Annotated in this window: 33 protein-coding genes and 1 pseudogene; 27 read left to right on the top strand and 7 right to left on the bottom strand. The window is 49.1% G+C overall.

Annotation, left to right across the window (positions count from 1 at the left end):
* Positions 1-57: 57 nt before the first annotated feature.
* The 12 genes and pseudogenes from CWM53_RS09300 (at position 58) to CWM53_RS09355 (ending at position 8,565) form a co-directional block, all read left to right on the top strand.
* The gene (locus CWM53_RS09300) at positions 58-891 is read left to right on the top strand and encodes a hypothetical protein (RefSeq protein ID WP_100730416.1); all 834 of its coding nucleotides are present in this window, start codon (positions 58-60) and stop codon (positions 889-891) included.
* A 184-nt stretch (positions 892-1,075) separates the two neighbouring features.
* Positions 1,076-1,669: a phage N-6-adenine-methyltransferase gene (locus CWM53_RS09305; protein ID WP_065811697.1), complete on the top strand. Its 594-nt coding sequence runs from the start codon at positions 1,076-1,078 to the stop codon at positions 1,667-1,669.
* Between the two features lie 197 nt (positions 1,670-1,866).
* Positions 1,867-2,100, top strand: coding sequence for a hypothetical protein (locus tag CWM53_RS09310; RefSeq protein WP_019704564.1), 234 nt, complete (start codon positions 1,867-1,869; stop codon positions 2,098-2,100).
* A gap of 505 nt (positions 2,101-2,605) precedes the next feature.
* Positions 2,606-3,260, top strand: a pseudogene (gene rnhA, locus CWM53_RS09315) (ribonuclease HI).
* A gap of 157 nt (positions 3,261-3,417) precedes the next feature.
* Positions 3,418-3,957 carry a hypothetical protein gene (locus CWM53_RS30945; protein ID WP_201520351.1) on the top strand — a complete coding sequence of 180 codons (540 nt, stop codon included), beginning with the start codon at positions 3,418-3,420 and terminating at the stop codon, positions 3,955-3,957.
* A gap of 300 nt (positions 3,958-4,257) precedes the next feature.
* On the top strand, positions 4,258-4,683 hold the full coding sequence (locus tag CWM53_RS09330) for a tellurite resistance TerB family protein (RefSeq protein WP_064165113.1): 426 nt from the start codon (positions 4,258-4,260) through the stop codon (positions 4,681-4,683).
* Complete coding sequence (locus tag CWM53_RS09335) at positions 4,683-4,838, top strand: DUF3927 family protein (protein WP_014342167.1); 156 nt, start codon at positions 4,683-4,685, stop codon at positions 4,836-4,838. The genes CWM53_RS09330 and CWM53_RS09335 overlap by 1 nt, the downstream gene beginning before the upstream one ends.
* Positions 4,839-4,965: 127 nt before the next feature.
* The gene (locus tag CWM53_RS09340; protein ID WP_100730413.1) at positions 4,966-5,544 is read left to right on the top strand and encodes a hypothetical protein; all 579 of its coding nucleotides are present in this window, start codon (positions 4,966-4,968) and stop codon (positions 5,542-5,544) included.
* Positions 5,545-5,672: 128 nt separating this feature from the next.
* On the top strand, positions 5,673-7,358 hold the full coding sequence (locus tag CWM53_RS09345; protein WP_100730412.1) for a class I SAM-dependent methyltransferase: 1,686 nt from the start codon (positions 5,673-5,675) through the stop codon (positions 7,356-7,358).
* A gap of 61 nt (positions 7,359-7,419) precedes the next feature.
* Positions 7,420-7,731: a hypothetical protein gene (locus CWM53_RS31910; RefSeq protein ID WP_227521698.1), complete on the top strand. Its 312-nt coding sequence runs from the start codon at positions 7,420-7,422 to the stop codon at positions 7,729-7,731.
* Between the two features lie 30 nt (positions 7,732-7,761).
* Entirely contained in the window at positions 7,762-8,148 is a 387-nt protein-coding gene (locus CWM53_RS31915; protein ID WP_227521699.1) for a hypothetical protein, read from the top strand.
* A 153-nt stretch (positions 8,149-8,301) separates the two neighbouring features.
* Positions 8,302-8,565: a hypothetical protein gene (locus tag CWM53_RS09355; protein ID WP_100730471.1), complete on the top strand. Its 264-nt coding sequence runs from the start codon at positions 8,302-8,304 to the stop codon at positions 8,563-8,565.
* A 114-nt stretch (positions 8,566-8,679) separates the two neighbouring features.
* On the opposite strand, the gene CWM53_RS09360 is transcribed toward CWM53_RS09355, so the two are convergent.
* Complete coding sequence (locus CWM53_RS09360; RefSeq protein WP_086512529.1) at positions 8,680-9,612, bottom strand: HEPN domain-containing protein; 933 nt, start codon at positions 9,610-9,612, stop codon at positions 8,680-8,682.
* Positions 9,613-9,874: 262 nt separating this feature from the next.
* On the opposite strand from CWM53_RS09360, the gene CWM53_RS09365 reads away from it, so the two are divergent.
* The 5 genes from CWM53_RS09365 (at position 9,875) to CWM53_RS09390 (ending at position 13,657) form a co-directional block, all read left to right on the top strand.
* Complete coding sequence (locus CWM53_RS09365) at positions 9,875-10,192, top strand: hypothetical protein (RefSeq protein WP_100730470.1); 318 nt, start codon at positions 9,875-9,877, stop codon at positions 10,190-10,192.
* Positions 10,193-11,914: 1,722 nt separating this feature from the next.
* Positions 11,915-12,274, top strand: a complete 360-nt coding sequence (locus tag CWM53_RS09375; RefSeq protein WP_100730468.1) for a hypothetical protein — start codon at positions 11,915-11,917, stop codon at positions 12,272-12,274.
* 148 nt (positions 12,275-12,422) lie between these two features.
* A complete protein-coding gene (locus CWM53_RS09380) occupies positions 12,423-12,722 on the top strand; it encodes a hypothetical protein (protein ID WP_072201200.1) in 300 nt (99 codons plus the stop codon).
* A gap of 119 nt (positions 12,723-12,841) precedes the next feature.
* The gene (locus CWM53_RS09385) at positions 12,842-13,249 is read left to right on the top strand and encodes a hypothetical protein (RefSeq protein ID WP_004109918.1); all 408 of its coding nucleotides are present in this window, start codon (positions 12,842-12,844) and stop codon (positions 13,247-13,249) included.
* Between the two features lie 126 nt (positions 13,250-13,375).
* Positions 13,376-13,657: an ABC transporter gene (locus tag CWM53_RS09390; RefSeq protein WP_100730467.1), complete on the top strand. Its 282-nt coding sequence runs from the start codon at positions 13,376-13,378 to the stop codon at positions 13,655-13,657.
* A 27-nt stretch (positions 13,658-13,684) separates the two neighbouring features.
* Here the strand turns inward: CWM53_RS09390 and CWM53_RS09395 are convergent, their stop codons facing one another.
* On the bottom strand, positions 13,685-13,873 hold the full coding sequence (locus tag CWM53_RS09395; RefSeq protein WP_032439735.1) for a hypothetical protein: 189 nt from the start codon (positions 13,871-13,873) through the stop codon (positions 13,685-13,687).
* A 225-nt stretch (positions 13,874-14,098) separates the two neighbouring features.
* On the opposite strand from CWM53_RS09395, the gene CWM53_RS09400 reads away from it, so the two are divergent.
* A complete protein-coding gene (locus tag CWM53_RS09400) occupies positions 14,099-14,581 on the top strand; it encodes a hypothetical protein (protein ID WP_100730466.1) in 483 nt (160 codons plus the stop codon).
* A 592-nt stretch (positions 14,582-15,173) separates the two neighbouring features.
* On the opposite strand, the gene CWM53_RS09410 is transcribed toward CWM53_RS09400, so the two are convergent.
* The 3 genes from CWM53_RS09410 to CWM53_RS09425 form a co-directional block, all read right to left on the bottom strand.
* Complete coding sequence (locus tag CWM53_RS09410; protein WP_100730465.1) at positions 15,174-15,377, bottom strand: hypothetical protein; 204 nt, start codon at positions 15,375-15,377, stop codon at positions 15,174-15,176.
* Positions 15,378-15,427: 50 nt separating this feature from the next.
* Positions 15,428-16,078 (bottom strand): hypothetical protein, encoded by a 651-nt coding sequence (locus CWM53_RS09415; protein WP_047066281.1) that lies wholly within the window; start codon positions 16,076-16,078, stop codon positions 15,428-15,430.
* Positions 16,079-16,711: 633 nt separating this feature from the next.
* A complete protein-coding gene (locus CWM53_RS09425; RefSeq protein ID WP_086512535.1) occupies positions 16,712-17,242 on the bottom strand; it encodes a transcriptional regulator in 531 nt (176 codons plus the stop codon).
* A 155-nt stretch (positions 17,243-17,397) separates the two neighbouring features.
* On the opposite strand from CWM53_RS09425, the gene CWM53_RS09430 reads away from it, so the two are divergent.
* A complete protein-coding gene (locus tag CWM53_RS09430; RefSeq protein WP_048331554.1) occupies positions 17,398-17,835 on the top strand; it encodes a hypothetical protein in 438 nt (145 codons plus the stop codon).
* 49 nt (positions 17,836-17,884) lie between these two features.
* Here the strand turns inward: CWM53_RS09430 and CWM53_RS09435 are convergent, their stop codons facing one another.
* A complete protein-coding gene (locus tag CWM53_RS09435) occupies positions 17,885-18,160 on the bottom strand; it encodes a hypothetical protein (protein WP_048331553.1) in 276 nt (91 codons plus the stop codon).
* The gene (locus tag CWM53_RS09440) at positions 18,157-19,722 is read right to left on the bottom strand and encodes a DEAD/DEAH box helicase (RefSeq protein ID WP_100730464.1); all 1,566 of its coding nucleotides are present in this window, start codon (positions 19,720-19,722) and stop codon (positions 18,157-18,159) included. The genes CWM53_RS09435 and CWM53_RS09440 overlap by 4 nt, the downstream gene beginning before the upstream one ends.
* A 59-nt stretch (positions 19,723-19,781) precedes the next feature.
* Here CWM53_RS09440 and CWM53_RS09445 point away from each other — a divergent pair, with 59 nt between their 5' ends.
* The 8 genes from CWM53_RS09445 (at position 19,782) to CWM53_RS09480 (ending at position 25,572) form a co-directional block, all read left to right on the top strand.
* Entirely contained in the window at positions 19,782-20,486 is a 705-nt protein-coding gene (locus tag CWM53_RS09445) for a ParB/RepB/Spo0J family partition protein (protein ID WP_165785054.1), read from the top strand.
* A complete protein-coding gene (locus CWM53_RS09450) occupies positions 20,486-21,154 on the top strand; it encodes a ParB/Srx family N-terminal domain-containing protein (RefSeq protein ID WP_023279438.1) in 669 nt (222 codons plus the stop codon). The genes CWM53_RS09445 and CWM53_RS09450 overlap by 1 nt, the downstream gene beginning before the upstream one ends.
* Positions 21,151-21,792 (top strand): ATP-binding cassette domain-containing protein, encoded by a 642-nt coding sequence (locus CWM53_RS09455; RefSeq protein WP_004109877.1) that lies wholly within the window; start codon positions 21,151-21,153, stop codon positions 21,790-21,792. Before CWM53_RS09450 ends, CWM53_RS09455 begins: the two co-directional genes overlap by 4 nt.
* Positions 21,782-22,333 (top strand): hypothetical protein, encoded by a 552-nt coding sequence (locus tag CWM53_RS09460; RefSeq protein WP_004109875.1) that lies wholly within the window; start codon positions 21,782-21,784, stop codon positions 22,331-22,333. Before CWM53_RS09455 ends, CWM53_RS09460 begins: the two co-directional genes overlap by 11 nt.
* Entirely contained in the window at positions 22,330-23,220 is an 891-nt protein-coding gene (locus CWM53_RS09465; protein ID WP_100730462.1) for a hypothetical protein, read from the top strand. The genes CWM53_RS09460 and CWM53_RS09465 overlap by 4 nt, the downstream gene beginning before the upstream one ends.
* Positions 23,221-23,229: 9 nt before the next feature.
* A complete protein-coding gene (locus tag CWM53_RS09470; RefSeq protein WP_004109869.1) occupies positions 23,230-23,496 on the top strand; it encodes a hypothetical protein in 267 nt (88 codons plus the stop codon).
* Positions 23,497-23,671: 175 nt separating this feature from the next.
* On the top strand, positions 23,672-24,313 hold the full coding sequence (locus CWM53_RS09475) for a DNA-binding protein (RefSeq protein WP_004109866.1): 642 nt from the start codon (positions 23,672-23,674) through the stop codon (positions 24,311-24,313).
* 2 nt (positions 24,314-24,315) lie between these two features.
* Positions 24,316-25,572, top strand: coding sequence for a phage terminase large subunit (locus CWM53_RS09480; RefSeq protein ID WP_004109863.1), 1,257 nt, complete (start codon positions 24,316-24,318; stop codon positions 25,570-25,572).
* Positions 25,573-25,585 lie beyond the last annotated feature (13 nt).

Genomic DNA, 25,585 nt, shown 5'->3' on the forward strand with positions numbered 1-25,585 from the left:
CAAAATGCTCTCAACCCAAAAACGTATAAACGCTCACACAACGTAAAGGAGAGAGACATGAGCAACCTCAACAATACAGTCAAAAAAGATGATCTGGATGAGCTGACCGCCATGCTGCAACTGCTCGATGAGCCTGAAAAACTGGCTTCGGAGGCCGTTGTAGGAGACGAAATAGACGACCTGCTGGCAGATCTTAACGATGAGACGATCGTGCCGGTGCCGGCTGTTGCTGAAACTGTAATGGAAGCGAAAGACGGCGGCGATCTCACCGGTGTGTTTGAAGAGTTGGAAAACGAACATGAGTCGCTGAAGGTGGTTGATGTTGAGATACCTCAAGTCGAGTCGATCTCCCCTCTTCCTGAGATCGACTCGACACAGGGTGATAAACCTCAGACTGATGAAAAAAAGGAGAAACACGCCAAAGAATCGTCAGTTGCGGCTCAGCCAAAAGAGTCGAAGGAGGCGAAAAAAGAGCGCGCAGCACCCAAGCCTCGATTCAGCCTGAACGATAAGGGCGATGATTTTTATGCTGCGGCTGGTCTGAAACGTGAGGTCTTCATCGAAGCTATGAATTCGGCGCCGGTCAAGGCAAAAGACAAGATCTCTAACCTGCTAAATTGGTTCAATGGCGGACCGGATATCAGCATCTACACGGTGATTGCATTGCGGCATCTTATTGACACAAAAGAGGCAAGCAGCAATAGCATTAAGCTGGCGTTAATGAGCTATCCGGAAAAGCCATATCCACTCAGCACCGCGTCGACTCAGGCTGGCCAGATGATGGCTGTTTTCCCAGTCACGGGAATCGCTACGAGGGATGGTGGAAGATTGCTTCTTAATGAAGAGTCCCCGATCGTAAGGAAATTTATCGCGGAGTATTCCATTGGCTGACGATCCGTTTCGCGCTCTGAAGCCCCCTGATAGTTTTAGAGCGTTGGACAGTTATTCGTATGCCCCAACAGTAAAAAACACGCCAGAGCGTCTCCCGTTAAGCAATCTGGCGTGTTTTTTCTTTATTTGCCATTCGTAAGATGACATGAAAAAATAGGTAAGTACTTACCTATTGGATTGTAAAATGATAGCAGCCGAAAAAATCAAAAAGCGAGAGCGAGATGCCTCTCTTCGAGACCTTTGGCGCACACCGAAATGGTTGTTTGTCGCCATTCAGCGATATCTCGGCATTACGTTTGATGTTGATGTCGCCTGTAACAAAGAAAACGCGCTTCTTCCGAGCTACATAGGTGTGGAACGAGATGCTCTTAAGTCCAGCTGGGGTGATCCTGGTACGGTGGCCTTTCTCAACCCGCCCTACTCCAAAATAACCCCCTGGATAGAGGCGGCTATCCGGGAGCAAGCGCGTGGTGTAACCACCGTTATGCTCATTCCGCAATCGCTCGACACGATGTGGTATGAGCGCGCCACCGAGTGCGCAAACCAGACGGTAGTTCTGTCTGGCGGCCGCGTGGCGTTCATGGAACCAGACGTCACATTGGGTTTGGTTGAGGTCAATATCAACCCAGGCGGAAGTATGCTGGTGGTCTTCCGCGGATTCTGTCAGAACGCTGGTCACTTCATGAATAAAGTCCCGCTGACGGTGATGAAAAGTCTGGGTGGTTACGATCCTGCCACAGTGATCAGGAAAAAAAGACCTCGGAAACAGGCTGCTTAATCCGAGTCTGGGAGCGTTTCACAACCTGCTTTCGTATATATAAATAACTAAGTACTAATTATAAACATATACGAAAGCAGGCTTTTCCTTGTCGATTCCAGACCACTCCCAGACCGAAACAAGACGCCCAGACCACTCTGGAACCCCTTTCCAGACGCTATAGAATCGTTTTTGTGAAGACAAGTAAGGAAACCATCATGGCATACCCGACCAACGTTGTAGCGCTCGTTGAGAGCGATTTTTTGGCTAACGCTCGCGAACTCATGAAGGATCGTGAAAAGGCATTCAGTCTTTACGAGTGGTCACTGAAATGTTTGCACACTGGCGAACACAAAGACCTGATTGAGCAGCTCCTTGGCGAGCTAATCAACGAGGTTTTTGCTCTGCAAGTTCAGCTTCATGGTAGACAAAATGATCAGTCAAAAAAGTAAGTAAGTAGTTACCGTTTACGATGTATCATAGTGGTTGTAGAATGATGTCGATTTCGACCTGAATCGAAATCTCGGTCTGGTGGGTGGAGGATAGCGTCACTGGCACCAGACTTAAAAAAGCCCACAACCAGCGCAGAACCAGCCCTTTTGGGGTCTGGGGAAGGGGGAACCAAAGTGGGCAGAGAGAAGGGTCACTTTATGATTGTCGAGTCTGGGTATTTTGAGAGGTTGAATCCAGTACTCCCCTTCATGAAGTGTGGGAAGATCTCGGTTCTGGGGTGCTGTCATCCATAACTTCCCAAGCCTAAGCTGGCAGTAGACTTAGGTCATAACTTTTCAGGTTATGAAACGACCAGGTTGGTGAGGATTTTTTACTCACCTCCCTGGGAGAGTATTACCTGAAAAGACAACCTCTCACTTCGTTCGAGGTGAACTTCACTCACTTCGTTCGCTCAGTTCAGGTAAAAATAAACCCGATCTGGGAAGTAATTCATTGAAAAGAAATATGTATAAACACGCGTGCGCACACGCGCGAGGAAAAACGGGCGGCGGCGCACGCTTTGGAGTTAGATATGACGACAAGCACACACGCCAGACGAAAAACGGCAGCCGGCCGTGCGCAGCACCAGTATCAAAAACACCCCCGCAAAAACTTCAAAACGCCAGTTGTCGAATTTAATCCCCGGTTTAAGACGGTCAAAGTTTTCAGTGATGGCTCTTGTCTCAGAAACCCAGGCGGGCCCGGTGGATATGGCATCGTCTTTCAGTTCCGCGGCGAAGAACGCGAGTTTTCCGACGGCTTCCACAGCACCACAAACAATCGCATGGAGATGATGGGTGCCCTGATAGCTTTGGAACGCCTTAAATTCTCCTGCAACGTGATCCTGCACTCAGATAGCCAGTATCTCAAAAATGGTATGACCCTCTGGATGAAGGGGTGGAAACAAAATGGTTGGATCACTGCTGACAAGAAGCCTGTTAAGAATGTCGACCTCTGGAAACGACTCGATTTAGCCGCCAGTCGCCACAATGTCAGGTGGAACTGGGTAAAGGGCCACGCCGGGCATCGAGAAAACGAAATATGCGACAGGCTGGCCAAGATCGCAGCATATGCGGCAGCGGATACTCCACACAAAAAAGATGCTGGTTTTTTGGTATAATATGATAAGTAAGTATTTACCTATCATTTTGTATCATGTATCTTACCCATCGTCAGGATGACAACGTGCTGGTTAGGCACGGTTCCAAGGATGGAACGCAAAAAACGGCGGCTGGACATTCCAGCCGCAACTCTTTCTGACATTGAAAGGATTTCAAATGGCACATCAAACGCCTTCCTCTTCTCTTAAGAAACACCCCCGTTCGCTACGACTCATCCTGGCGGAGTTATTCTCCGGCCGTGTGTCTGCACGCCTGTCCGAACTGGAAGAGAAAGTAGGTCAAATGGAGCATCGTCTGGATGACCATGCGGTGGCCATCTCTAACCTGGGGGCTCGTGTGGCAATGGGGGAAGTGATGAAGACCCGAACCGCAAAAATCCTGCGAGACACCTGGGGCGTGCGAGCCAATCAAACGCGCATGGAGAGCTCAGATGGATCAATTTCAACGAAAAAGACTACTTCCAATAGCCTACGGGCTGATCACGATTTGTCTGGCAGCCGTAGCAATACCGTCGACTCAGGCGTTGCTGATGCCGGACTCATGCAAAACGGTTTCGCAGCAGACGCCGGCACCAGTCACGGAAAGCACACCCAGCATCACCACCATGCCCCGGTCTGCCACTCTGGATGGGATGCGGTTGGATTCGATTCCTCAAGTTCGTCCTGCGACTCCGGATCTTCCTCCTGCTGCGACTGAGGTGATGGCGTGATCTTCTTACTCAAAAACTGGTCATTCATTTGGATAGCCATTCTGCTTTTGGCGGTGGGTGGCTGGATCTCAAACATCGTTAAGCTGGCACTATACGGTGATTTATTTCTTCACTCAGGTATGACGATCGCTCGTGTTGTGGGGGTTTTTGTCCCACCGATCGGCTCTGTTCTCGGGTTCTGTTAATGGGCGTAGGGGTTGAAGCCTTGGAGGCTCTCTTTGCTGCCTTAATGTTTATTTGTCTACGAAAACAATTTGTTTAAGCACATAACATATAGGGAAAAACACATGTTAGGTTTCTTCAAGAAGAAAACTCGTAAAGCGGTTATTGAAGTTAAAAAAATGGAGAACCGCGATGCGGTCGAAGCTACTGTCTGGGGCGCATACATGATCGCTTATGCAGACGGCAACTGTGATGCAAAAGAAATCGCTATTCTGGAGAAGACCATCTCCGCATTGCCAGCTTTCTCACCGTTCGCGGGTGAGATCGCGCAGATGAGCAGCAATATTCGTGCGCGCTATGAAGCTTCCCCTCGTTCCGCCAACGCACAGGCTCTTCGGGAGCTGGCTGATGTCGCCGGCACTCCAGAAGCCGTTGATGTGTTGTGTCTCTGCCTGGATATTGCCGATCAGGATGGCATCGGCGAAGAAGAAGAGGTTGTGCTGAAGAAAATTGCTCAGGCACTGCAGTTATCTCTGGATGCGTACATGTAATGGCAGAGAAATTAAGGCTGGCCGTCGTCGCCATTCTTCTCGTGCTGGTCGTGCTGGTGGACTTCACTGGCAAACTGATGTCTATCGCGGCAGATGGCGTGTTGGTTGGATTGGCTATCTACTTTGCCCAACCTCTACTTAAAAAATCGAAGTGATCGCCGAGGGCCACCTGGCCCTCGATTCTTCTGGTTTAACCGTTATGACGCGTTTGCCCCCCTCTTCTGAATTGTCAGAATAAAGCCACCAAGAAAACAAATTATTTTAACAATTAAGGAAAAACACATGTGTGATAAATGCACCGCCGCTAACGCTGAAGTAAAGAAGATCATTAATGAAGTCGGGGCTAAAAAACTCGTAGGGATGCTTGATTCTATAACTGGTCATGGTGACGCTCATCCGCTGGAACGCATCATGGCCATCGTCCAGGTCATGGACTTATTTGACGAACCAATGAAAATCCTGATGCTTGCTCGTCACTTTGGCGGGGCGTATGTGGAAGAGCAAGAACGTGCCAATAAACTGCAGGCAACCCTGAACATGATGAGCGAACCAAAATGCGCGCCGGCGCCAGATCTCTCCGGAGACAATATCGGCATTGAAAGCGAAGAGCGGGAGATCGCCAGCCTTAAGTCTTCTTTAGGCATGTTAATTACCGCCTTTAAACTAATGGCAACCCATAACGGGTTCAAAATGCCAGAGCTAACCGGCGATGAACATCCCGCTGCTATTCGCCAGCTGCTTGGTGCGATGGCGGATAATATGGATGAAGCGAAGAGCCGTATCGAAGACATGATGCGAGAACTTGCCCATCGCCACGATCTAAATGACCAGCCGCACAAGATGCAGCAAGTCAGCCACTGAACCTGAAATAACAAGGGGGCGAGAGCCCCCTTCCCCTCCTCCGTAGCCCTCTATACACATCTTTTACGCCTTTTCTTGTTTGAGATAATAAAACCAACAAGAAAACAAATTGTTTATATGGTGAAATTATGAGTACAGCGCTTTCTGTCCTTGAGTCTCTTGCTTCGAACACCGGTATCGACCATAGCAAAGAGATGAACGTCATCCATGACATCGTTGCCGAGTGCGAGAAAGAGATCGCGTTCATGCACCAGGTTCACGACTTCGTTTATGGCGATGAGCGTCACAACATGATTAACCGCCTGCTTCGACTCAACCACCGGCCGGATGACGAACGCACACGCTTCAACAGAGCCTGGCTGGATAAGGTCGATCTTGAGTGGGTGAAGCAGAATATCTGGGCCGAATACTGGAAGAAGGTCACAGATATGACAAACGTTCTGCTGATCATGCCAGCTTCCCGCCGAGATGAGTGGCGCGAACAGTTCATAGAAGGCAAGCAGGAAACCATCAAGACTGACAGAACCGGCTACCAGATGAAGGTTAAGGAGTTCGTTGGCGTACCTGAGTTCAAAGCAGAGACGGTCATCCCCACGATGGTCAATCTGCTGAATGACAGGCATAAATATCTCTCTGAGCGCGTGTACGGTTTGTTTAAGGCGCTAAGCCCTGCGCACAAGACCAATAAAACGAACGGCTTTAGCGAGCGGCTGATCATCGCCAGCTGCATTTCACAGTTCTGGCGGGATAGTGTCAGCGTGAACTATCGGAAAGAGGATTACATCGATGACCTGCGCGTAATGCTGCATTTCTTTGCGCATAAGGAGTTCATCACCATTAACCGCACAACAGAGATGCTATCGGCTGCGTACCGGGCAAATGATTGCCAGACGGGTGATTGGATCAACGTGGATGGTAACCTCATGCGCGTGAAAATGTTCAAGAACGGTAATGTGCATTTTGAGATCCACCCAGATGTTGCCTGGAAGCTTAATGAGGTGCTGGCGTACAGTATGCCGGCCGCTATACCTGCCCCCTGCCGAACAGCCCCAAAAACCAGAGCGCCTAATGAGTTTGGCCTCATTCAAAAGACCATCTCTGAGCCCGTTCGATCCACTTTACGTGACGGGCGATTCAGCAAAGACAAGGGGGTTTGGTACTTCTCTGATTCCAGTCTCCAGAAGTCGCAGGTTGAAGAATTGGAGCGCACATTGAGCTTCATTGGCGGCGTACAGGATAAAAAGCACTGGCAGTTCCCGTATGAGATCGGTCAAACACTCAATACGATTGTGGCGACAGGTTTGATCCCGGATGCAAAATCATATCAGTTCTACCCTACCCCTCGCGTAATCGCGGAATACGTGGCCAAGGTCGTTGACTTGAAATCTGGCGAAACATTGCTGGAGCCGGAAGCTGGTCGCGGAGATCTGCTTACGTTTATTGAGGCGAATCCTGAGGACGTGACCTGTGTTGAGGTTGCGCCACTATTTGCTGACATCCTTCTTGGAAAAGGCTACGTGAACACAGTCTGCTGTGACTTCATGAAGTGGTCTGCTGACAATGAAGGCTACCTCTTCGACAAGATAGTCATGAATCCACCCTACTCTCTCGGGCGCCACAAAGAACACACGCTGGCTGGGCTGGGACATCTGAAAGTCGGTGGGCGCCTTGTTGCTGTTTTGCCGGGGGACTCACCAACACTGAACTGGATGATGCTGGATAATTTCGTCTACGCCAAAGGTAAGTCGTTCACAGGCGAGTTTGATGACACGGGGATAACTGTCAGTGTGTTTGTCTTCAAACGCACAAAATAATAGGTAACTACATACTTATTTTATGTAAGAATGATGACGCAAAATTAAGAGGAAAACATACATGGAAAGCAGGAATAAAGCCACTTCTATGAATATACAGGCTGTATCACCGATGAGCACGGACACGCCTTTCAGATTTTGTCTTCAGGGCAACAACCCAACCGCTGTGGGCACGATTATTGTCGATAAGGGTAAGGTCTCATTTGAAGGCGACGCCGACGAATCAGCGCTGATTTTTATTGAGTACCTGGTGCGTCGAAATAGCCAGCAGTGGGCAGAGCTGGAGAAGCGCGCCAGACATTATGATGAGTTTATGCATGTCATAGAGGCTGCACGTACCGCTCTTGCTACTGGCACTCCTGTAGATCTGTAGTCGTTGTTTGACGGAGAGCTGGCCTCTGCCATGTTCGCCACCATGTTCGCCGGCGAATTTGTTCGATATGGTGCAAAGAACTATCTGGAATTGGACTACGACGTTCCTGAACTTGGATGTTTTACGGTTACGACTCAACGTAAGGATGGCAAAACGCCAGGCGAGCGCATCGCAGAGCTGGAGGCTGTTGTCGACCAACGCAATGGAGAATGCGTGCGGCTTATGAAAGAGCGTGACGAACTGCTCAGTGATCAGCTAACTAAAGGCTCAAACATTCGCGCGGCAGCCGACGTTTACTATCAACTCATGGAAGAGTGCCAAATACCGCCAGGCGTATCTCTCGTAGAGTATGTGCGTGAGCTTGAAGAACAGGTCAAGACACTGCAGCGGCAAAACCCACACGCCACCGAATCATGATGAGGTGGTAACTGGTTTCACCAATTTAAGGCTATTGATATAGCCTTAAACAATTTGTTTTCACCAACAAGTTATTACCCCCCCACCATCAAACTTGACCGCATTTCATCAAAGATATACTGTTTAAATATACAGTACTGTAAGGTGCTCAAAATGGGCGGAAAAGACACCAGTTATCAGATCGTCTACAGAGGCGAGACACTTAAAAATTTCAAACCTGGCCAGTGCGTCTTTTTCCAGCGAGAGAGACAGTATGGTGGCGGCTATTGGTTGGGCAAGACACATGTGGACGGTTTTGAGTTCCTGCTCGAACAACCAACCTCTCTAAGAGAGGGGATGTTGTTTCTGCTCACTCTTGCAAAGGTGGAAGCCAGACACATGGAGTTCGTCGATTTCGATGACTTCAATTTAACGTAGCCACTGCTTGAGACAGACTATGTGCAGCAGCAAAGTTGTAATGTCCGCTTTAAGCGATGACCGGACTTTCAGGCGTTTTTCAAATTAAATAGAGTAATTTCAATAGGAACAGCTTCAGGTCAAAAGCCTTTCTTCATAATCGTCAATTGTTGGCATTTTTCCAGTTTCAGTCATTAGGCACACTAATCGGGATAAAAGCTCTCGCACCTCAATTATATGCTCAACTAAAAGGTTATTTGACATTGCGCCACCATGTACTGCTTTTGAACGGTAGTCATACAGTTTCTTTATCCTGCGATACACTGCTAAGCGATTTGGGCCTCGCTCTTCAAGATACGCTGCCGCCATAAGAGCCAGACGAAAACGAAGCTCCGAATTGATTCCAAAGAGCGCTTCAAATCCTGCCCACAATGCAGCAGCAGTCATTCTCAAATTCGCGTGTTGGTTGTGTGTCGTTAAAGAATCAATAGCAAGTCGAAATGCTGGCAGCTCAAGCAATGCTATCCAACGCTCGAGATTTTCATGAACCCAATTGAGAGAGTTAATTGATATTTCTACACTTTCACCTATTTTCCGAGCGGTCGGCACGTCCTCTATAAGTTGAACTTCACAAGAGTTGGCTTGAAGAGCAGGAAAGACGTCCCAAGATGCGTTTGCTACTGCAGGAACAAGTATATCGGTGAGTGTACGGCATCGGATTGCGGATATAATCCACCATCCGATGTTTAGATCTGATTGCAGTAATTTCGTCTCGCCGGATTTCAAGGCAAGCTCATGAGTAACTGCTGGCATATGTCGAGCAACGGCGCTGAGTAGGTGCTTGTTCTTAAGCGCACCAGCTAACTCTATCTCGCCAGGCGGATGAGGCACCTCTCGCAATTCGCCTATGCCTTTGAAAACATAAGGCCCATTTTGAAACGTCAGTCCTGACAAGGCGAAACAAATTTCATTCTTATCAGATAAACTAAATATTTTTGCTGCAGCGTATTTCTTCCGGGAATCGAAGTGGTTCAGTAAATCCGATAACTTCTCTTTGTTATATTCCATAAGATCAGCTTTAAAATTTCGTTGTTGAGTGCCATATATTACATAGCTGCTTCGTCAAATAGTAGCGTCCTCTATTGGCACGAAGCGGACATTTCAGCTTTGCCCTGCCCCGGACATCTGAACTTAGCTTTGACAATATGCGCCTGCTAATCACCATGACAGTATCGAGACAGCCGCACTGCCTCAAACAAAATGTTTTCTACCTTTTCTTATCGCTGATAATAACTAATACAAGGAAACAATTAGTTAAAAGAGTTAAGTAATGTTGAGAATCACTGAAGCCTACAAGACAGCTGTTATCAGCACTGCGCACGTTACCGCGGAAGACTCCGAACAGTTGCCAATTGCCTGTTTTGACCCAATCACCGATCGCGGACTGAACTGGGTACACGGCGCAGAATATGGTTGGATTGTTCGTGCCGGAATGCGTGACAATAGCTGGGCAGATGAACTGCGAACATTCAACATATCCGAAGCGGCAATCGCCAATATCAAGATGATACTTGATGCCGGTTACGACGTGGTTCACTTTGATCGTGATGCCGAGCTGGTGGATGGAATGCCAGACTGGGACTGGTAAGGGAGAGAAAAAGATGACGGCAGAAGACGTGATTAATGATGTGCTGGTGGAGCTGGGTAAGCTACCTGATCATCTTCTCATAGCCACCGTATTTGACAACATACCTGCTGAGTTAAAGGCACTGGCCAATGAGTGGGGATGGATACGGAAGTTAGAGAGCAGGTCTATGCGATAGCCTGGCGGATAGTTAACGCGTAACCATAGCCTGCAACGCGTTGACATTGGCGGTCACTAATTGAGGATTTCTATAAGAACTCGTTGATCGCCCCTCTTCCCTACCCTACAACCTCATACACTCCAGGCGTGGCAAGGCTTTTACGCACATAACACCCACAAGAAAACAAATAAATAACACATCAATGAAAAGTCAACGCTTTACCCTGATTTGGTCTCAAAAGTTGACGTTTTGCCATGCCACTTCTTATATCCGTTAAGCAGTGTACCAGAGACCAACACCCTGCGACGAAAACGCCATAAACGACTCCTGATACCACCACAAAACAGACACGCTCAGAATGTCTCTCGTTGTGTTTGACAAGCATATAAACAAATTGTTTTAGGCAATAAGAAAACAACAAAACAAGATAACGAAGAAAAGGGACTGCCATTACCCCACATCCAGGCAATACCCACCTCTTCCTGCCAGGCTACCGAAAAGACCAACCTCATTGCCCCAGGCTACCGACCCCATGAAACAAACCTCGACCGCCACTGAATAGCGGCGAGAGAAAGGCAATTTCTCTGAACGCCATTCCCCAATACACGGAAGAGAATACCCGGGAAGAAACTCCAGACAAGACCAGGCCAGAACAGTCCCCGGCGCCATCTCGTTTACCCACTCTTACCCCGAAAGATAACGCAAATTCCTGATAAGCAGGGAACGCCATTACTTCACATGCGGAGAACGACAACAGACCAGAAACCACATCACCCACACTTCCACCTCTCATGGTAAACGAAAGGAAAAGCGCACACGCCATTACTCCATACACAGAGAAGAACTATCCCCACAACGAAGAATACAGATCAGAGGAAAACCACAAGACAACCACCTCTACAACATCTGCAAAACCACTTACCGGCAGAGAGAAGAAAGTCGCCTTTTCTCCCATACGAATGGTCACCGTATAGAGCGCTATTAAGAGAGATACGAGTCCCCCCATAAGAGAGGTTATTCGAGTCAGGAAAGAGCACAGATATAAGAGAGAGGGGATGGAGGGGGATCGCTCCCTTTCCCGTATTTATTCAAGTCCTGATTTTATCCCCCGTATCATCCCTGCGGTCTAGCGAGTGAAAGGGCCACCGCGAAAATCTATCGGGAGCGTCCCCGCAGGGAAAAGGCTGGCTGCCTGAGTGGAAACGGCTGGGTTCCCGTCATGGAAAGGGTGTGTGCCGGTATAGAGACAAAATGCTGCGGGGACGGCTGATTCTCTGGCGGTACACCCTTTGGTGCGCGGGTGGCTTTCTTCCCGCTGCGCGCAGCTGCTGATACGTATTCTGCCAGAGCGTTCGAGGGTCACAAGCTGTTTCAGTAGGTTTTCGGGAAGAGGAAAATACTGCCCACCAGCCCTGCGGTGCGCGTTGAGAAGAATAATGTAAAAAGTGCTCCCGATACGCTCCCGGATACTCACTGCTTTTTCATTCCTTCCCGATACAAAATGCTTTTTCGCCTATGTCTTATTGCGATAATAACACCAACAAGAAAACAAAGGAGTTAATGCAATGTCCGGGTATTACTATTTTACAACTCGTAACGCTGCCAAAACGTCTTTTACTGCTCTCATTACGTCACCAGTAGAGGGGCAGAATGAGTTTTACATCGCGCCAGATTTGTCTAACGTGCTGGCGATGGTTAACACGTATGGCGATGGTGATTTTGGCACTGTTCACGTACACAACACGGAGAAACTCTCCCTGGTAGATTTTGACACCAGTTATGAATATTTAGCCAAAGACTCTGTGAGAATGTCGAAGGAGTACGACAATGGTGCCTCTGGTGACTTTGCCTACAAGATGTCAGATGACGCTCGACTGGTTGAAGGCGAGGATGTGACCTTCTTTCTGGAATTAGATGCCCTATGATAAACGCCACCAGCAGGTGGCTTTTTAGTGAATGTGGCCTGCGGCCAGCTGAATGCCGGAACGCTTCGCTTGGTGGCCGTTTTCACACTGGTATTATTTACACCAACAAGAAAACAAGTTGTTTACGGAGTGTGTGATGAATACCGAGATGATTTTGAAACTGGATAAACTCCAGCCTCGCAAAGACAAACCTGCAGTACTCGGTTCGATCACTTTACTGGACATTGTGGCCAACGGCACAGTCATCCGACTTTTCAAAGAGACCGTTGTCGTCTTCGGCGAAACTTCTCGCAAGCGCATCGTAATGAGCGTCAGGCGCTATAGTGCAAAAGGGTGGGTCGCTAAACAAGTTATCTGGCCGGAGTCAGATCTGGAGTTGGCTTTACTGGAAGTTAACAAGGTCGCCCAGCAGGAAATTCAACGCGCAACAACCCTCGCCATAGCATAGTCATGTGCAACACAGATTAGTCGAATTTACGACAGCCCCGTCGATCCTTCGGGGTTTTTTTATATTGTAAGTACTTACCTACGGCGATAGTATTACGACGCATTTACATGGAGGTAAAAATGAGTTTGACCAAAGAAGATTTAGTATTTGACCTTTACTACGCATCCAGCACTGACGAAGAAGGCAATAAACTGGCCCAGCTGACCGTTCAGTTCCGTGATGCATCGGCTGTTCCGCATGTGACCACCCAGCTGGCCCGCACAACGCTTAAGCGCGATCGCTCGAAGGTTTATGCCGTCGGCGAGCAATCCGTGAAAAATGGTTCGGACACTCTGCTGGCCGCCATTGAAGCCTATTATCGAACAGACCCGAAGACCATTTTCGAAAACCTGATGGCACAGGTTCAGGACATGATCGAGGGCAACCTGGGCGCCAACAATACCTGGGTTGGTTCATACGGCATTACCATTGTGTCTGGCGGCTCTCTGGAAGAGTATCTGCCTGAGTCCGTCTACAACGTCCAGTAAACCAGCCAATGGCGCGTAACCCGCGCCATTTTCCCCAACCCGTAAACAAGTTGTTTTATGCCTCTCCTACGTTGCGATAATAACACCAACAAGAAAACAAGTTATTAACGCAGTGAGGAAACGCACATGACCGATTTCACCATCTCCCCGAAAGCAGAAAACGTATGGCTGGAATCCTGGCTTGACCTGTCGCCGGCCGAGCAGAAAGAAATGGAGCACGTCGAACCGGACGAACAAACCAGCTCCCGCTTCTTCCATTATCAGGATAGCGTTTATGACATTGCCGATTTCATGCGCGATGACCGCTTCCCGGAATGGCACGCCGGCTATCCACTGAATGCCTTCGCTATGCTGATGATCCGCGTGACAGATTCAGGCGACGCCATCGACATCGGATTACTTCATTGAGAGAGGAGGGCCACCGATGCTGGTGGCCTACCTTGGTGCGAAGCCGGCTTCGGCAAGGCTCTTCTGCAATTTGGCCACCGCATCACTGATCGTATAGGCTTCATCATCATCAACGGCGCACCCTCGCATATCAGTCCAGGTTAACCGCTTCACGAGTTGCGCCAGTGCAAGCGCCTCTTCCTTGCTTAACTGCAGATTGTCCAGGGTATCTAACATATCGCATCTCCTTTATCGCCTACGGGCAAGATAGCACCGGTCGCCCTATAGATACACCAACCTCATCACACCAGGCTAAAAACACCCACCTCTTACCGCCAGGCTACCGAAGCACCCACCGACTTCCCGACGGCCACCAGGTGCCGAAACAGAATGCTTGGACGCCTCACACCCACTGCGATAATTAAACCAACGAGAAAACAAGTTGTTTAAAGGATTATCACAATGAACTATATCGCCACTGTAAACACTCCCGCGCATGGCACCATCTCTGTCACATACTCCGATATTGAAAAGAACATCCTGGGCGTCTGGCGCGAAGAAGAGACCATCCAGCTGTCCGGGAAAGAGAAGCAGCAGATCGCCAAAGACATCATTTGCAACCGTCGATTCACACGTGTCTTCGAAAAAGCTTATGTTACCACCTCAGGATTCGGGGTGTTTATCTTCCCGGTTCGAAGCGGGCGGTTCTGTCAGTCAAAACTCATCGAGCTCGCAACACAGATTGCTGTGTGGATCAAAACAGAGTCAGGGTTCGACTTTACAGACCAGGAAGCAATCGCGCAGGGTGTGCGGATCGCTGACAATGCTCTTAAGTGCAAAAACGTCATTTACGAAGCCGGTATCGACTCGTGGAAGGTCACTTGCGGGGAGTTCGTGAAAGAGATGCACGCCAGTAATCGGATTCACATACTGGCTGGCAAGTAAGAGGGGAGGGGGCTGGAAACGCCCCTTTCTTTCCGTCCACCAGCTCCCGCAGGGAAATTCAGGAACGGGCAGAAAGCCATCCGGGCAACCGACGGGAAACGGCCAGAAAATTTTCGGGAAACGGCGGGGGTCGCCTCATGGGAAAAATTTGTATAGAGGGAGACGCCAGAATCGTCGCCAGCTGGTGGACGTAAGCTGTTTTTGCGCCATACGTCCAGCGCTGTGATCTGCGCTGCATTGTTAGCGCGTACACGTTGCGCCAACGTGTTAATGATACGTGAGCGCCAACGGATCGCGCCAATATTGCCGACACGCCCCGAAGGATAGCGCGGATCGCGTCACCAGACGATCACGCCCACGACACGACAAAATAAGCCACGCGCTAAAACGCTTTTAAACGCGCTATAACGTGTTTTTTACTGTGTGTAATGGGTATGTACTACCACACGTAAAAACGCGTTAAATTGGCGCGTTTATGGCGCTTATTTTTGGTGTGAATGAGTGAACGCCAGATAAAAGAAAACGCGCCAACAATGGCGCGTTATGGTGGAGATCCTGAAACGGAAAAAGCGCCCATAGTGGGCGCTGGTGGCTACATGCTGTTTTGCAACTTTCCGATCATTTCAGACAAGCGCAAATATTCTCTTTTCCGTTTACAGTCTCGCTTGCTGTTAAGCAAATCAGAGAACGTAAAGTTTAGCGCGTCACGCTGGGCGCTTAATTCGTCGATGAGTTCAAGTTTATAAGCGCGATATTTAGCGCGATACTCCGCGCGGATCTGGTCATAGCTAATCATGATTTTTATCCTTAAAACTAGCGCCCATAGTGGGCGCTGAATCCGTCTACTTATGCTTTGAAAGCGTCAGCCAGATAGTTATAAAAATCATTTTTGATAAAGCGATATTGCTGTGATCCGTTTTTGGCTGCGCCCATTCCTTTAATCTTCTCGACCAGTCCCAGACGTTCACACAGATTGATCAGCTGGTTGGCTTGCGTATATCCTGCATCTAACTTAATTTCATTTGCTTGTTTTGCTTCATTCATCAAATCGAAAACAGCACCATTTGTGAACGTGTCGATCTCATCGTTAATCATATCGATTAAAGCGAATACGCGAGATCCGGACATATCAGCGACTGAATACACACATTTACCAGACTTGATAGACTTAACCAGATAAACCAGCTTTTCGAGAGAGTAGCTATTTGTCATCGCTTCGCGGAAAAACACTTCTGGCGCTTGCTTGCTTGCTTTAATCGCGTAGTAGAAGACACCAGACAGCTTATCGTCGTTTACTGCGTTTACAACGTTATTCACGAAGTATGCAAGTTTAGTAGACGCTGCAAGCATGTTAGCTTTATCTGCTTTGGTGTGCGTGCCATTCTGATAATGTTCGTTGTAAGTCTGTGTAGCTTGATCTGCTTTTAATTGTAATTCGTCAGTGATAACTACAGCAGCATCAATGATGGATTTTTTAGAAATGGTTACGTTAGACATGATTTTAATCCTTATGTAATATTGAAAACTTATTTTGTTTTTCGTCTATCGTCAGCATGTTTGCTTTCGATGTAAGTAATTATCGACATACAAAAAATAAAATCAAGCGTTTTTCGCAAGGGGTGATAAAAAATTTATTCCGCAAATAAATCAAAGTCTTAGAAATAAATCTCGTTTTCTCGAAGGTGTTGTCTAAATAAATTCCCTACTCGGTGTATTACCCTTATATATTTGGCGCTGACAATACTTTTGGTGATTTAATTTATCGAAAAATGACCCATAAAATAATAACCGGACATAGCCGGTTATTACCCTTATAGATTATTGCGTTGATACGACTGCTCTCCGATTGGTTTCAAATAGTGCATCGACAAAGTCTGCCGATGACTCGATTTCGCCACAGTCCTGCAGCTCCCGCATGTCACTTGATAGACCCTTACAAAGTTCGGTGCTCTCGCCAATCGATTTGCCGGCCTTAACCGCAGCTGAAAACTGGTACATACAAACCGACACATTCTCCGACGATGAACAAACGTCGTTCATGAGAGACTGGATAACCGGTTTATAGTCCATCGCCGAAACAGCAGGCGCGATAATTAATAGTATTGAGGATAGTAAAATCGGCTTCATAACTTAAAACGGCAGAATTCGTTCAACCCAATCAAACAGGACGATCATTTTTCGCCCGTTCCCCACGGCAAGTGTGACCTGACAAGCATCGACGCCGAGTGACACACCTTCAATTTCGCGGCCGTCCGCCATGTAGACCCTTACTGATTTCTGGTTCTCGTGGGCCTTGCGGCAAATTTTAAAGAAATCACGGCGGGATGGCCGGTTATCAACATAGTCTGGATGTACGGTTACGCGACCAACGAAATCATGGGTGACAGCGTCATTTACACCTGACTCGATAGTGCTGATTCGCTCAAGTGGCAACCTTACACGATTGTCTTTGTCGAACGGCGCCGGGCATAGATCTACCTTGTTGCGGGAGGACATCGTCCCCTGAACGTACATGCAGAACACCTGGCCATCTTCCATCGTAACCCTTACAGGGATGAGAGCCTTACGCCAGAACATTAACGACTTCTCCACGTTGGAGTAATCGCGTGGCCAAACCTCAGCAGGTATCCCGTAGGTGATATCGGTAATGGTATTGGGCATATTTTAAACGCCTCATGTTATGCGATAAAAATTACCAGAAGGTACGAGTCACCATTATCTTCTATTTCCTTGGTTTTGACAGGCGAAAAAGCGTTACCTTGTTGCAAATACTTAGAATTGTTATAGTTTGCAGGCAAGTTTCTATATGGTGAAGAATGATGAACAAGTGCGCATTAATAGCTTTGCTAACCTCCAGTTTACTGGTGGCCGGATGTTCAACCCAGGCGGTCAGGACGAGTGCTGCCGACCCAGTCCCAGCTTCTAGAATACTGTCGACCAAATACAATACGCCGTCAGAGAATACGCAAAAAATCATCGTGAAACGAGACTCTGGCAGTAAGGGCGCGCTGTGTACCAGCCGGCTTTCTGTTGATGGTGAGCCAGTTGCTGATATCAAAACATCTGAGAAGGTTGAGTTAAACCTGCCTTATGGTGAGCATATTCTGTCAGTAGATTTGCAGGGCATGTCTATTATGTGTGGCAAGATGAACACCGAAAGAGAAATTATGGTGTCAAAAGACAAGAAAGACGAATATCGGATCGGGGTGACGGTGTCAGCAGAGCTGTTCATCATGAAAACAGCCTATAAATAAATGGTAGAGGAGGGCGAGAGCCTTTGCCCACGCCCTCCGTAAGTACTCGTTAGAGACGCCTGAGGATATCTTCCAAGTCTTCCTTGGTCATCCCGGAGTTCTCGTAGATCTGCAACACTTTCTGTCTGGCGTTCTCAGCCGCTGCCATTGAGTTGACGATTTTGTCAAATTCAGCTGTGCTTATCTTGGTCAGAACAAGGTTAATGATGTCTGACTTCGACATTTTGAGGTTGCGCTCTTTCAGGCGCGTTTTGAACGACTCAAGCTTATCGTTGGCTTGTTCGGTGAGCTTCACCTGACATGAAATTGAGCGATTTTCGGTCATAATTTCTCTCTTTCTAATACACCAAAGTCAAAACTGCTCCCGACAGGGAACACGCCTTCTGCAAACCCGGGAGTGGTGTCAATAATGTGTTTTCGTTCGTATGAGTGTGACATCAGGTGTTTGTTGCTTATATCGATAAAATCCGAAATAAAACACACATTTGCCTGATTTTTCTTGGCTCGAAGGCCGCGACCAACACGTTGACGCATTTCGACTTCGGCCTTGCCTCCTCCGGCAAGAATTACGGCGCCAACACTTGGCACATCGACACCGACATCCAGTATCGTAGAGCCGATCAGCACATCAATTTTCCCTGCAGCCAGGCTGTTGAGCTTAGCCTGTCTGGTACTTTGGTTGGATTCACCGTAAATAAAATCTACCCGTAAGCCGCTCTCTTTCATCATTTCCATCAGTATCTGACCGTGGCGTTTGATCCTCACCAGAGTCATACAGTTCAGTCCATGATCACGGTACATCAGCGCGTCGCGAACGACGGCCTCGTTACGTCCAATATTGTAAACGATACCGAGCTGATAAGCTTTCTGATACGGTGTGCTCATACCAACTCTGAAGTTCAGATGCTTGGAAGCGAGCTCCGCTCGGATACGAGCCTCATCCGGAGTGTACGCGATTTTATGGTATACGAAGTAAGGTTTGGCCAAAATACCTCGCTCTATCAGATATTTTTCAGTGACCTTTATCTCGATGCGTCCAGCAACAGCCATCAGACGCATGTTGGCCTCAGTTGAAGCTTTCATAAACGGGGTAGCGGTCAGCGCCAGACGATAGTCTGCGTTAATGCACAGCCTGGCGATGTCATAAAAGTTTGAACCGGAGGATTCGTGGGCTTCTTCAAGGATTAGCAGTGAGACACTTGAGAGGAAACGCTTAACTAGCTCCCGGCGCTTAAGATGATAAGCCTTTTTGTCCGCCGGCATATCGCGTGGAGGCTCTTCAAGAAAACTCGCCAGGGTTTGCACTGTTGCGACATTGATATGGCGAGATACCTGAAACTCACCAGAACCAATGATGCCAACCTTCTGACCTTTGAGCCACTGTTCGCCATTCTCAGCTCGATAGTCTATCGACTTCTGGAAGTTATCTGCCATTTGGAACATAAGAACAGAGCGGGTGGTTAAAAACAGCGTCATGCGCCCAATACGCGCCGCGGCTTTGCAAGCCACGTTAGACTTTCCCCCGCCAGTGGCGATCTGCGCAATCATCATTCCTTCGCGAACCAGTGTCTCTACAGCCTGATCTTGATACGCATAGTCCGGATTATAGGGGAAGGGGTTAACTGCCGGGTTTGGTTTGCCCAGCGCCGGAACCTTGTCTTTGCGAATATGGACGCATTTGATGCCAGCCTTCACCAGATTGGCTGCTACCGATTTGGCAAAACCCGCGGGGAAGGCATTTTTGCTCCAGTTGAACATAGTACTGGTGCCTTTCCAGTCGCCGGCTTCGACTTCGTAACTCAGCATTTCCTGGACGAGTCGCTTCACGTTGTCATCAGCGCCGGAGACCATAGCGTTGACCGAGTTCGAAACAATCCTAACAGTCATAAATATCTTTCCTTCGTGCCTTTTATATGTTAATTGGCTAGAATAGTAAGTAAGTGCTTATGCAATGGATTGTATCAAAAAGTATGGACGTAAAAATTACCATTCTGCAGGTAGAAGTGGCCAGACTCCGGCCAAATCCCTGGAACACCAACTCGGTTGGTGCTCAAAACTTCGAAAAACTGAAAGGCTCCATCGAAAAACTGGGTTTTTTCAAGCCAATTCTCGCGCGTGAGTTGGACGGTGGCCAATTTGAGATCCTCGGTGGCGAACATCGCTGGCGAGCCGCTATGGAACAGGGTATTTCCACGGTTCCTGTTATATCGGTGGGCAAAATAAGCGATCTGGTCGCGAAACAAATGTCTCTGGTCGATAACGAGCGATACGGCGAAGACGATCAGGTCGCATTACAGCGTCTGATCGAGGAAATTCAGTCAGAACTCGATTATCAGCTGTCGGAAATTGCCCCTTACGACGACGAACTGGCGGCCACACTGGCTCGTGAGTCGGCAATTGACCTGGAAATGCTTGAGGCGTTGTCGCGTGGCGATGAAGAGCGCGTTGAGAAGGACTCTCGCGAAAAAGCTGAGCGTGTTGGTGCGGAACACCAGACCATGCGTTTCAAAGTGACGTTTGACGCTTCTGATCGCGTTACCGAAACCATCAAATCCATCATCAAAGAGCAGGCGATCAACACCGGCAACGACATGGAGAATGCTGGTGAAGCTCTGGTATGGCTGGTCGATAACTACAAGGAGTGTATTTAATGACCAAAACGTTCGAAATCGTCTACCGAGACCCGGCAGAGCTCATTCCCTATGAAATGAACGCCAAAAAGCATGACGAGCAACAGATCCGCGACCTGGCCGCAGCCATAAAAAAGCGTGGTTTTGACCAGCCGATCACTGTCGATAAGGACGATGTCATCATTACTGGCCACGGCCGCCGCGAAGCTGCGCTTTTAGCGGGGCTGAAAAGTGTGCCGGTGATCGTTCGCGACGATCTGTCCGATGAAGAAGTGAAGGCGAAACGCCTGGAAGATAACCGGCTGGCCAGCATTGATTACGATGCCATTAAGTTACAGAAAGAGCTGGAGTCTCTGGTACTTGGTGACGTTGAAGTCTTCGGCTTTGACGAGCGTGAGCTGAACGTGCTGGTCGGTAGCATGACCGAAGAAATGGATACTGGCGCATTGGTTATGGATCTGGGGGAGGAAACCGAGCGACAGAAAGAAGAGCACACCGAAATCAGTCGCGAAGTCGCCGCCGAAGAGGTTCGAGTGGTCGATGTTCTGGGCTTTAAAACGCTCCCTGCTGGCTCTGCGATTGTCGTGGGGGATTTGCTTGCCCACATGGAAGAAATCACGGGAGAGAGCGGGGTAGACGCGTTCGTTGCTTATGCGCAGAAAGTTTCCTCCGGGGGAGTCGAAGCATGAGCACATATACCATCAACGTATCGTTCCAGACCCGTGTCAACAAGACCACTCGCACGCTTGAGATCGCCGAATCGTTTGGGCTTGGCTTGGATGAAAAAGACTGGACACTTTACGACAATCTTGAGCTGGAAGTTGAGCAGGGTGATGTGGTTTACATCACTGGCCAGTCAGGTTCCGGAAAATCTGTCGTGCTGCGTGAGCTACAACGCCAGATGAAAGAGGAAGGGCTTTCAGTCGCCTCCATTGATGACTTTACCTTTGACAACGACGTCAATGTCATCGACCAGCTGGGTAAAACTACCAGCGAAGCGTTAGGGCTGCTTTCGATGGCCGGCTTGAACGATGCCTATCTCTTTGTGCGCAAACCTTCTGAAATGTCGGATGGCCAGAAATACCGTCTCAAGATCGCCAAGCTTATTGAGTCGGGCGCGAAGGTATGGGCTGCGGATGAATTTGGCGCAGTTCTTGATCGTGTTACCGCCCAGGTTGTGGCGTCGAACCTTCAGCGTGCCGCGCGAAAGGTAGGTGCGACGGTAATGGTGGCGACGACCCACGAAGACCTGAAAAATGCACTGCGGCCGAACATGCAGATCACCAAGCACTACAAGGAGCGAGTGAAGGTTGATTATGCAGATTAAAAAGACTTTCCCGATTTATGAGGGCCCAGATCTGCGCCGCCGCTGGACTACAGAAGCCGAATGGCGTGATTGGCTTCGTGCTCATGGCGCGTATGGTTTTCGCGTTACCCCGTATTTCAATCGCTGCTGTGTCGTCTTTGGTGAAAGACGTTATGTCGAGACGATAAAACAGCTCTACGGCCTCGATGAAAGCGAGTTCGTATATGGGGTTGGCGGCATGGTGACAACGCTGGGCTATGTTCAGGCCGACACGATGCTTCATTGCGTCTACCTGCCAGAAAATTACGATGAAACAGTCTACTGGCATGAGGCACTACATGTGGCGCTGATGACCGCAGAATATCACGGCGTGCAGCTCCATGATCAGGAGGCATTGACCTACCTGCAGGGTTATATCGCGGAAGAGTTCAATCGTTCCCGACTACAGTTTATGGCCGACAAGAAAGCTGGTGGACTGCCTGCGATCGAGGGAATCGTGACTCGTCCAGCATCCACTATCTGCCGTGGCGGTTTTTGCAATCGTAAGGTGGTGATGCGATGACTGACATCATCATTAAACGGTATCGCCAGGAGGAGTTCCCGCGCCATCTGGACTTTCTTGAGCGCATGACCGTCACCAGGGGGACGGTAGAAGACTGGCACGCGCTTAAGTCGCTTCACTACAAGACAGATGGGAAGCCGTTCGCCCCTACCTACTACCGTTGTGAGCTTGATGGTCGGTTGGTAGGCGTTGTAGTTATGGCCTTCCCTAAACTGCTACTGGCGCCGCGGCATCGCATGTTTCCAAAGCTGAAACCCACAACCAATACCACCGTGGCAAATCAGTACTGGGGACGTTACGTAAACAACAACTTCGCTGTGATCAGCCGCTCTGTAGTGGACACCCAGTATCGTGGCGTCGGGGTATCGTATCGCATGATTAATCTGGTTAGCAGGATGCATGACCGGCCAATCATCGAGATCCAGTCGTCGATGAGCAAATATAACCCGTTTGCCATGAAAGCAGGGTTTTGCTTCATCCGTCCTGAACGTCCGAAGAGCTACGAAAGCGCGCTTCGTGTCTTTCAGCGCCATTTTCGTTCTGATCCCGGCGACAACGAAGCGATTGTGAAAGAGCTGTTTGCGATGACTGATTCACGCCGGCGCCGCGCTCTGCGAGATCTGGTGGCGGACTATCACAAGAATAGTTCTCTGGCAAAAGCAGGCCGCAACCGTGGCACTACCATTCAGGATATCGCGGATAGCCTGGTGGATGAGGCCAGCATCGTGAAACTGCTCAAGGATATTCACAACCTGAGTTTCACTTCACCGCTATATGGGGTTTATCGCAACCCTGATTTTGGTCGCCAGCTGCCAGACACACTGCCACTGCTGGCTTTTGATAAACAACCGCTGAATGCACCACTGGATATTGCGTTACCGGCATAAGGATTTGCCATGACACTGACTGATAAACAGAAAGACATCATTAAGACCATCAACTTAGGCCATGAACGTGGACATTTGCTCGATCTGGACGAGCTGCTGGAAGTGCTGCCTTACCGGACGACAAAGCAGTCTATGCAATTCTCCCTGCGCGCGCTGATCAAGAAAGGTTTGGTCGAAAAGCACGACTGCCGGCCGCGAGAGGATTCTGGCTACCAGCGTCGAACTCTGGGGCTGACGACATTAGGTCGAGCCAGAGCCAAGTTACTGGTGATGTAAGTTGGTCTGGGAGTCAGATTAACAGCCTGCGTCTGTATATATAACTAATAAGTCACTTATTAAATATATACGGAAGCAGGCTCTCAAACAGATTCCCCAGACCTAATTAATACAACCAGAAAACAAATTGTTTAAGAGCGCAAGGAAGCGCTCTGTGTGTGTTTTAGAGGGATCTATGACTGTCGAAAAAGACGAGAGCAAAACTCGCCTGACTCCGGCTGAATGGGCGGAAGCCGAAGCGAAATGGACTTCGGGCGAGTATACGCTCTCAAAACTGGAAGAAGAGTACGGCATCCGTCGTGAAACGCTCTCCAGACACTTCAAAAAGCGTGGATTAGAGAAAGGCGCTGATTCTGTTGGGAAGATGGTGCGCGAGTCTCTCAAGTCCGATGCAGAACTGCGCGCTAAAGCCCGAGCCGAAAAGATAGAAGACCGCCGGACACGCTATGACGGCTGGGCGTATGCCCTTGGTCAGATGGTAATGGTCGAGGTCACTACAGCAAAGCGCGAAGGCAAGCCACTGGCCTCGATTGAGGACGATCTTAAAAGCCTGCAGCGCGCCAGCGGCACGCTGGCCAAATGCTTCGAAATTTCCTCCAAGGCATTGGGCATGGAGAAAGAAGAAGGCGGTGAAGAGGATATTCCGAACCTTGTCTTTGGCGAGCTAACCCCATCACAGGTGGCCCAGCTGCGCAAGGAAGATGATGAGCCCGAAGTGATTGATGACGATCTGTTGGAATCACTCGAAGAAGAAGCGCTGAGCGAAGCTGAGAGCGATTTTGACGCATCGGGCGAAGACGATGATGGAGATGCATAACCATGTCCATCCCGTCGTCTCTAAGTCTCGTACAACTGCACTCCGGGCAGATGCAAGTCTTCCAGTCGCCACATCGTTTCAAAGTGGTGTGCGCCGGACGACGTTGGGGTAAATCGAGGCTGTCGATCTCAACCATCATTCGCGCTGCCGCTAAGGAAAGAAAACAACGAGTTTGGTACGTCGCGCCGACCTATCAAATGGCGCGCCAGATTTTGTGGGATGATCTGCAGGAAGTTCTGCCGCGTAAGTGGATTCGGAAGAAGAACGACACCACGATGACCATCGTGTTGAAAAACGGTTCGGAGATCGCGCTTAAAGGCGCAGATAAACCGGATACGCTTCGCGGTGTTGCGCTGCATTTCGTTGTGCTCGACGAGTTCCAGGATATGAAGCCAGACACCTGGTACAAGGTTCTCCGTCCGACATTGTCATCCACCCGCGGCGGCGCGCTGATCATCGGTACGCCGAAAGGGTTCTCCGAATTCCACAAACTATGGACTATCGGGCAGAACAAAGAGCTGCAACGTAAAGGTCAGTGGAAAAGCTGGCAGTTTGTAACCGCTGATTCACCATTCGTTCCGACGGCAGAAATCGAGGCAGCCAAGAACGATATGGACCCTAAGTCGTTCGCACAGGAGTACCTAGCCAGCTTCGAAAACATGTCTGGGCGCGTATATTACCCGTTCGATCGTAGCGTTCACGTTAAGCCGCTGCAGTTCAATCCTAAATTACCGGTGTGGGTAGGCCAGGACTTCAACATTGATCCAATGTCGTCGGTCATCCTGCAGCCACAACCGAATGGGGAGCTGTGGGCAGTGGATGAGCTTGTCTTGTTTTCGTCGAATACGGCAGAAGTGTGCGATGAGCTGGAGCGTCGCTTCTGGCGGTGGAAATCGCAAGTCACTATTTTCCCAGACCCGGCCGGCGCCTATCGTCAGCACGCTCGTGGGGAATCGGATATCGACATCTTCAAGGAGAAGGGCTTTCTGCGTGTTGATTATCCGAAAAAGCACCCACCGATTGCTGATCGTGTGAACTCAGTGAACCGCATGTTGATGAGCGCCTCTGGCGAAACTCGTTTGTATATCGACCCTAAGTGCAAACATCTCATCGATTCACTGGAAAAAGTTATCTACAAACCAGGCTCTCGCGATATGGATAAGAGCGGGGGGATTGAGCACAGCGCGGATGCCTTGGGCTACCCGGTTCATCGTAGGTATCCCGTAAAAAATCGTGTTATTCTTGGTGGTTCAAGATAAGTAAGTACTTACC

The sequence above is a fragment of the Klebsiella sp. A-Nf5 genome (assembly GCF_002810545.1).
Taxonomy (GTDB): Bacteria; Pseudomonadota; Gammaproteobacteria; order Enterobacterales; family Enterobacteriaceae; genus Klebsiella; species Klebsiella variicola.

Bases quoted from the DNA above. Each gene is read 5' to 3' on its own strand.
- CWM53_RS09300 (WP_100730416.1), top strand. From the start codon at position 58: ATGAGCAACCTCAACAATACAGTCAAAAAAGATGATCTGGATGAGCTG.
- CWM53_RS09305 (WP_065811697.1), top strand. From the start codon at position 1,076: ATGATAGCAGCCGAAAAAATCAAAAAGCGAGAGCGAGATGCCTCTCTT.
- CWM53_RS09310 (WP_019704564.1), top strand. From the start codon at position 1,867: ATGGCATACCCGACCAACGTTGTAGCGCTCGTTGAGAGCGATTTTTTG.
- CWM53_RS30945 (WP_201520351.1), top strand. From the start codon at position 3,418: ATGGCACATCAAACGCCTTCCTCTTCTCTTAAGAAACACCCCCGTTCG.
- CWM53_RS09330 (WP_064165113.1), top strand. From the start codon at position 4,258: ATGTTAGGTTTCTTCAAGAAGAAAACTCGTAAAGCGGTTATTGAAGTT.
- CWM53_RS09335 (WP_014342167.1), top strand. From the start codon at position 4,683: ATGGCAGAGAAATTAAGGCTGGCCGTCGTCGCCATTCTTCTCGTGCTG.
- CWM53_RS09340 (WP_100730413.1), top strand. From the start codon at position 4,966: ATGTGTGATAAATGCACCGCCGCTAACGCTGAAGTAAAGAAGATCATT.
- CWM53_RS09345 (WP_100730412.1), top strand. From the start codon at position 5,673: ATGAGTACAGCGCTTTCTGTCCTTGAGTCTCTTGCTTCGAACACCGGT.
- CWM53_RS31910 (WP_227521698.1), top strand. From the start codon at position 7,420: ATGGAAAGCAGGAATAAAGCCACTTCTATGAATATACAGGCTGTATCA.
- CWM53_RS31915 (WP_227521699.1), top strand. From the start codon at position 7,762: ATGTTCGCCACCATGTTCGCCGGCGAATTTGTTCGATATGGTGCAAAG.
- CWM53_RS09355 (WP_100730471.1), top strand. From the start codon at position 8,302: ATGGGCGGAAAAGACACCAGTTATCAGATCGTCTACAGAGGCGAGACA.
- CWM53_RS09360 (WP_086512529.1), bottom strand. From the start codon at position 9,612: ATGGAATATAACAAAGAGAAGTTATCGGATTTACTGAACCACTTCGAT.
- CWM53_RS09365 (WP_100730470.1), top strand. From the start codon at position 9,875: ATGTTGAGAATCACTGAAGCCTACAAGACAGCTGTTATCAGCACTGCG.
- CWM53_RS09375 (WP_100730468.1), top strand. From the start codon at position 11,915: ATGTCCGGGTATTACTATTTTACAACTCGTAACGCTGCCAAAACGTCT.
- CWM53_RS09380 (WP_072201200.1), top strand. From the start codon at position 12,423: ATGATTTTGAAACTGGATAAACTCCAGCCTCGCAAAGACAAACCTGCA.
- CWM53_RS09385 (WP_004109918.1), top strand. From the start codon at position 12,842: ATGAGTTTGACCAAAGAAGATTTAGTATTTGACCTTTACTACGCATCC.
- CWM53_RS09390 (WP_100730467.1), top strand. From the start codon at position 13,376: ATGACCGATTTCACCATCTCCCCGAAAGCAGAAAACGTATGGCTGGAA.
- CWM53_RS09395 (WP_032439735.1), bottom strand. From the start codon at position 13,873: ATGTTAGATACCCTGGACAATCTGCAGTTAAGCAAGGAAGAGGCGCTT.
- CWM53_RS09400 (WP_100730466.1), top strand. From the start codon at position 14,099: ATGAACTATATCGCCACTGTAAACACTCCCGCGCATGGCACCATCTCT.
- CWM53_RS09410 (WP_100730465.1), bottom strand. From the start codon at position 15,377: ATGATTAGCTATGACCAGATCCGCGCGGAGTATCGCGCTAAATATCGC.
- CWM53_RS09415 (WP_047066281.1), bottom strand. From the start codon at position 16,078: ATGTCTAACGTAACCATTTCTAAAAAATCCATCATTGATGCTGCTGTA.
- CWM53_RS09425 (WP_086512535.1), bottom strand. From the start codon at position 17,242: ATGCCCAATACCATTACCGATATCACCTACGGGATACCTGCTGAGGTT.
- CWM53_RS09430 (WP_048331554.1), top strand. From the start codon at position 17,398: ATGATGAACAAGTGCGCATTAATAGCTTTGCTAACCTCCAGTTTACTG.
- CWM53_RS09435 (WP_048331553.1), bottom strand. From the start codon at position 18,160: ATGACCGAAAATCGCTCAATTTCATGTCAGGTGAAGCTCACCGAACAA.
- CWM53_RS09440 (WP_100730464.1), bottom strand. From the start codon at position 19,722: ATGACTGTTAGGATTGTTTCGAACTCGGTCAACGCTATGGTCTCCGGC.
- CWM53_RS09445 (WP_165785054.1), top strand. From the start codon at position 19,782: ATGCAATGGATTGTATCAAAAAGTATGGACGTAAAAATTACCATTCTG.
- CWM53_RS09450 (WP_023279438.1), top strand. From the start codon at position 20,486: ATGACCAAAACGTTCGAAATCGTCTACCGAGACCCGGCAGAGCTCATT.
- CWM53_RS09455 (WP_004109877.1), top strand. From the start codon at position 21,151: ATGAGCACATATACCATCAACGTATCGTTCCAGACCCGTGTCAACAAG.
- CWM53_RS09460 (WP_004109875.1), top strand. From the start codon at position 21,782: ATGCAGATTAAAAAGACTTTCCCGATTTATGAGGGCCCAGATCTGCGC.
- CWM53_RS09465 (WP_100730462.1), top strand. From the start codon at position 22,330: ATGACTGACATCATCATTAAACGGTATCGCCAGGAGGAGTTCCCGCGC.
- CWM53_RS09470 (WP_004109869.1), top strand. From the start codon at position 23,230: ATGACACTGACTGATAAACAGAAAGACATCATTAAGACCATCAACTTA.
- CWM53_RS09475 (WP_004109866.1), top strand. From the start codon at position 23,672: ATGACTGTCGAAAAAGACGAGAGCAAAACTCGCCTGACTCCGGCTGAA.
- CWM53_RS09480 (WP_004109863.1), top strand. From the start codon at position 24,316: ATGTCCATCCCGTCGTCTCTAAGTCTCGTACAACTGCACTCCGGGCAG.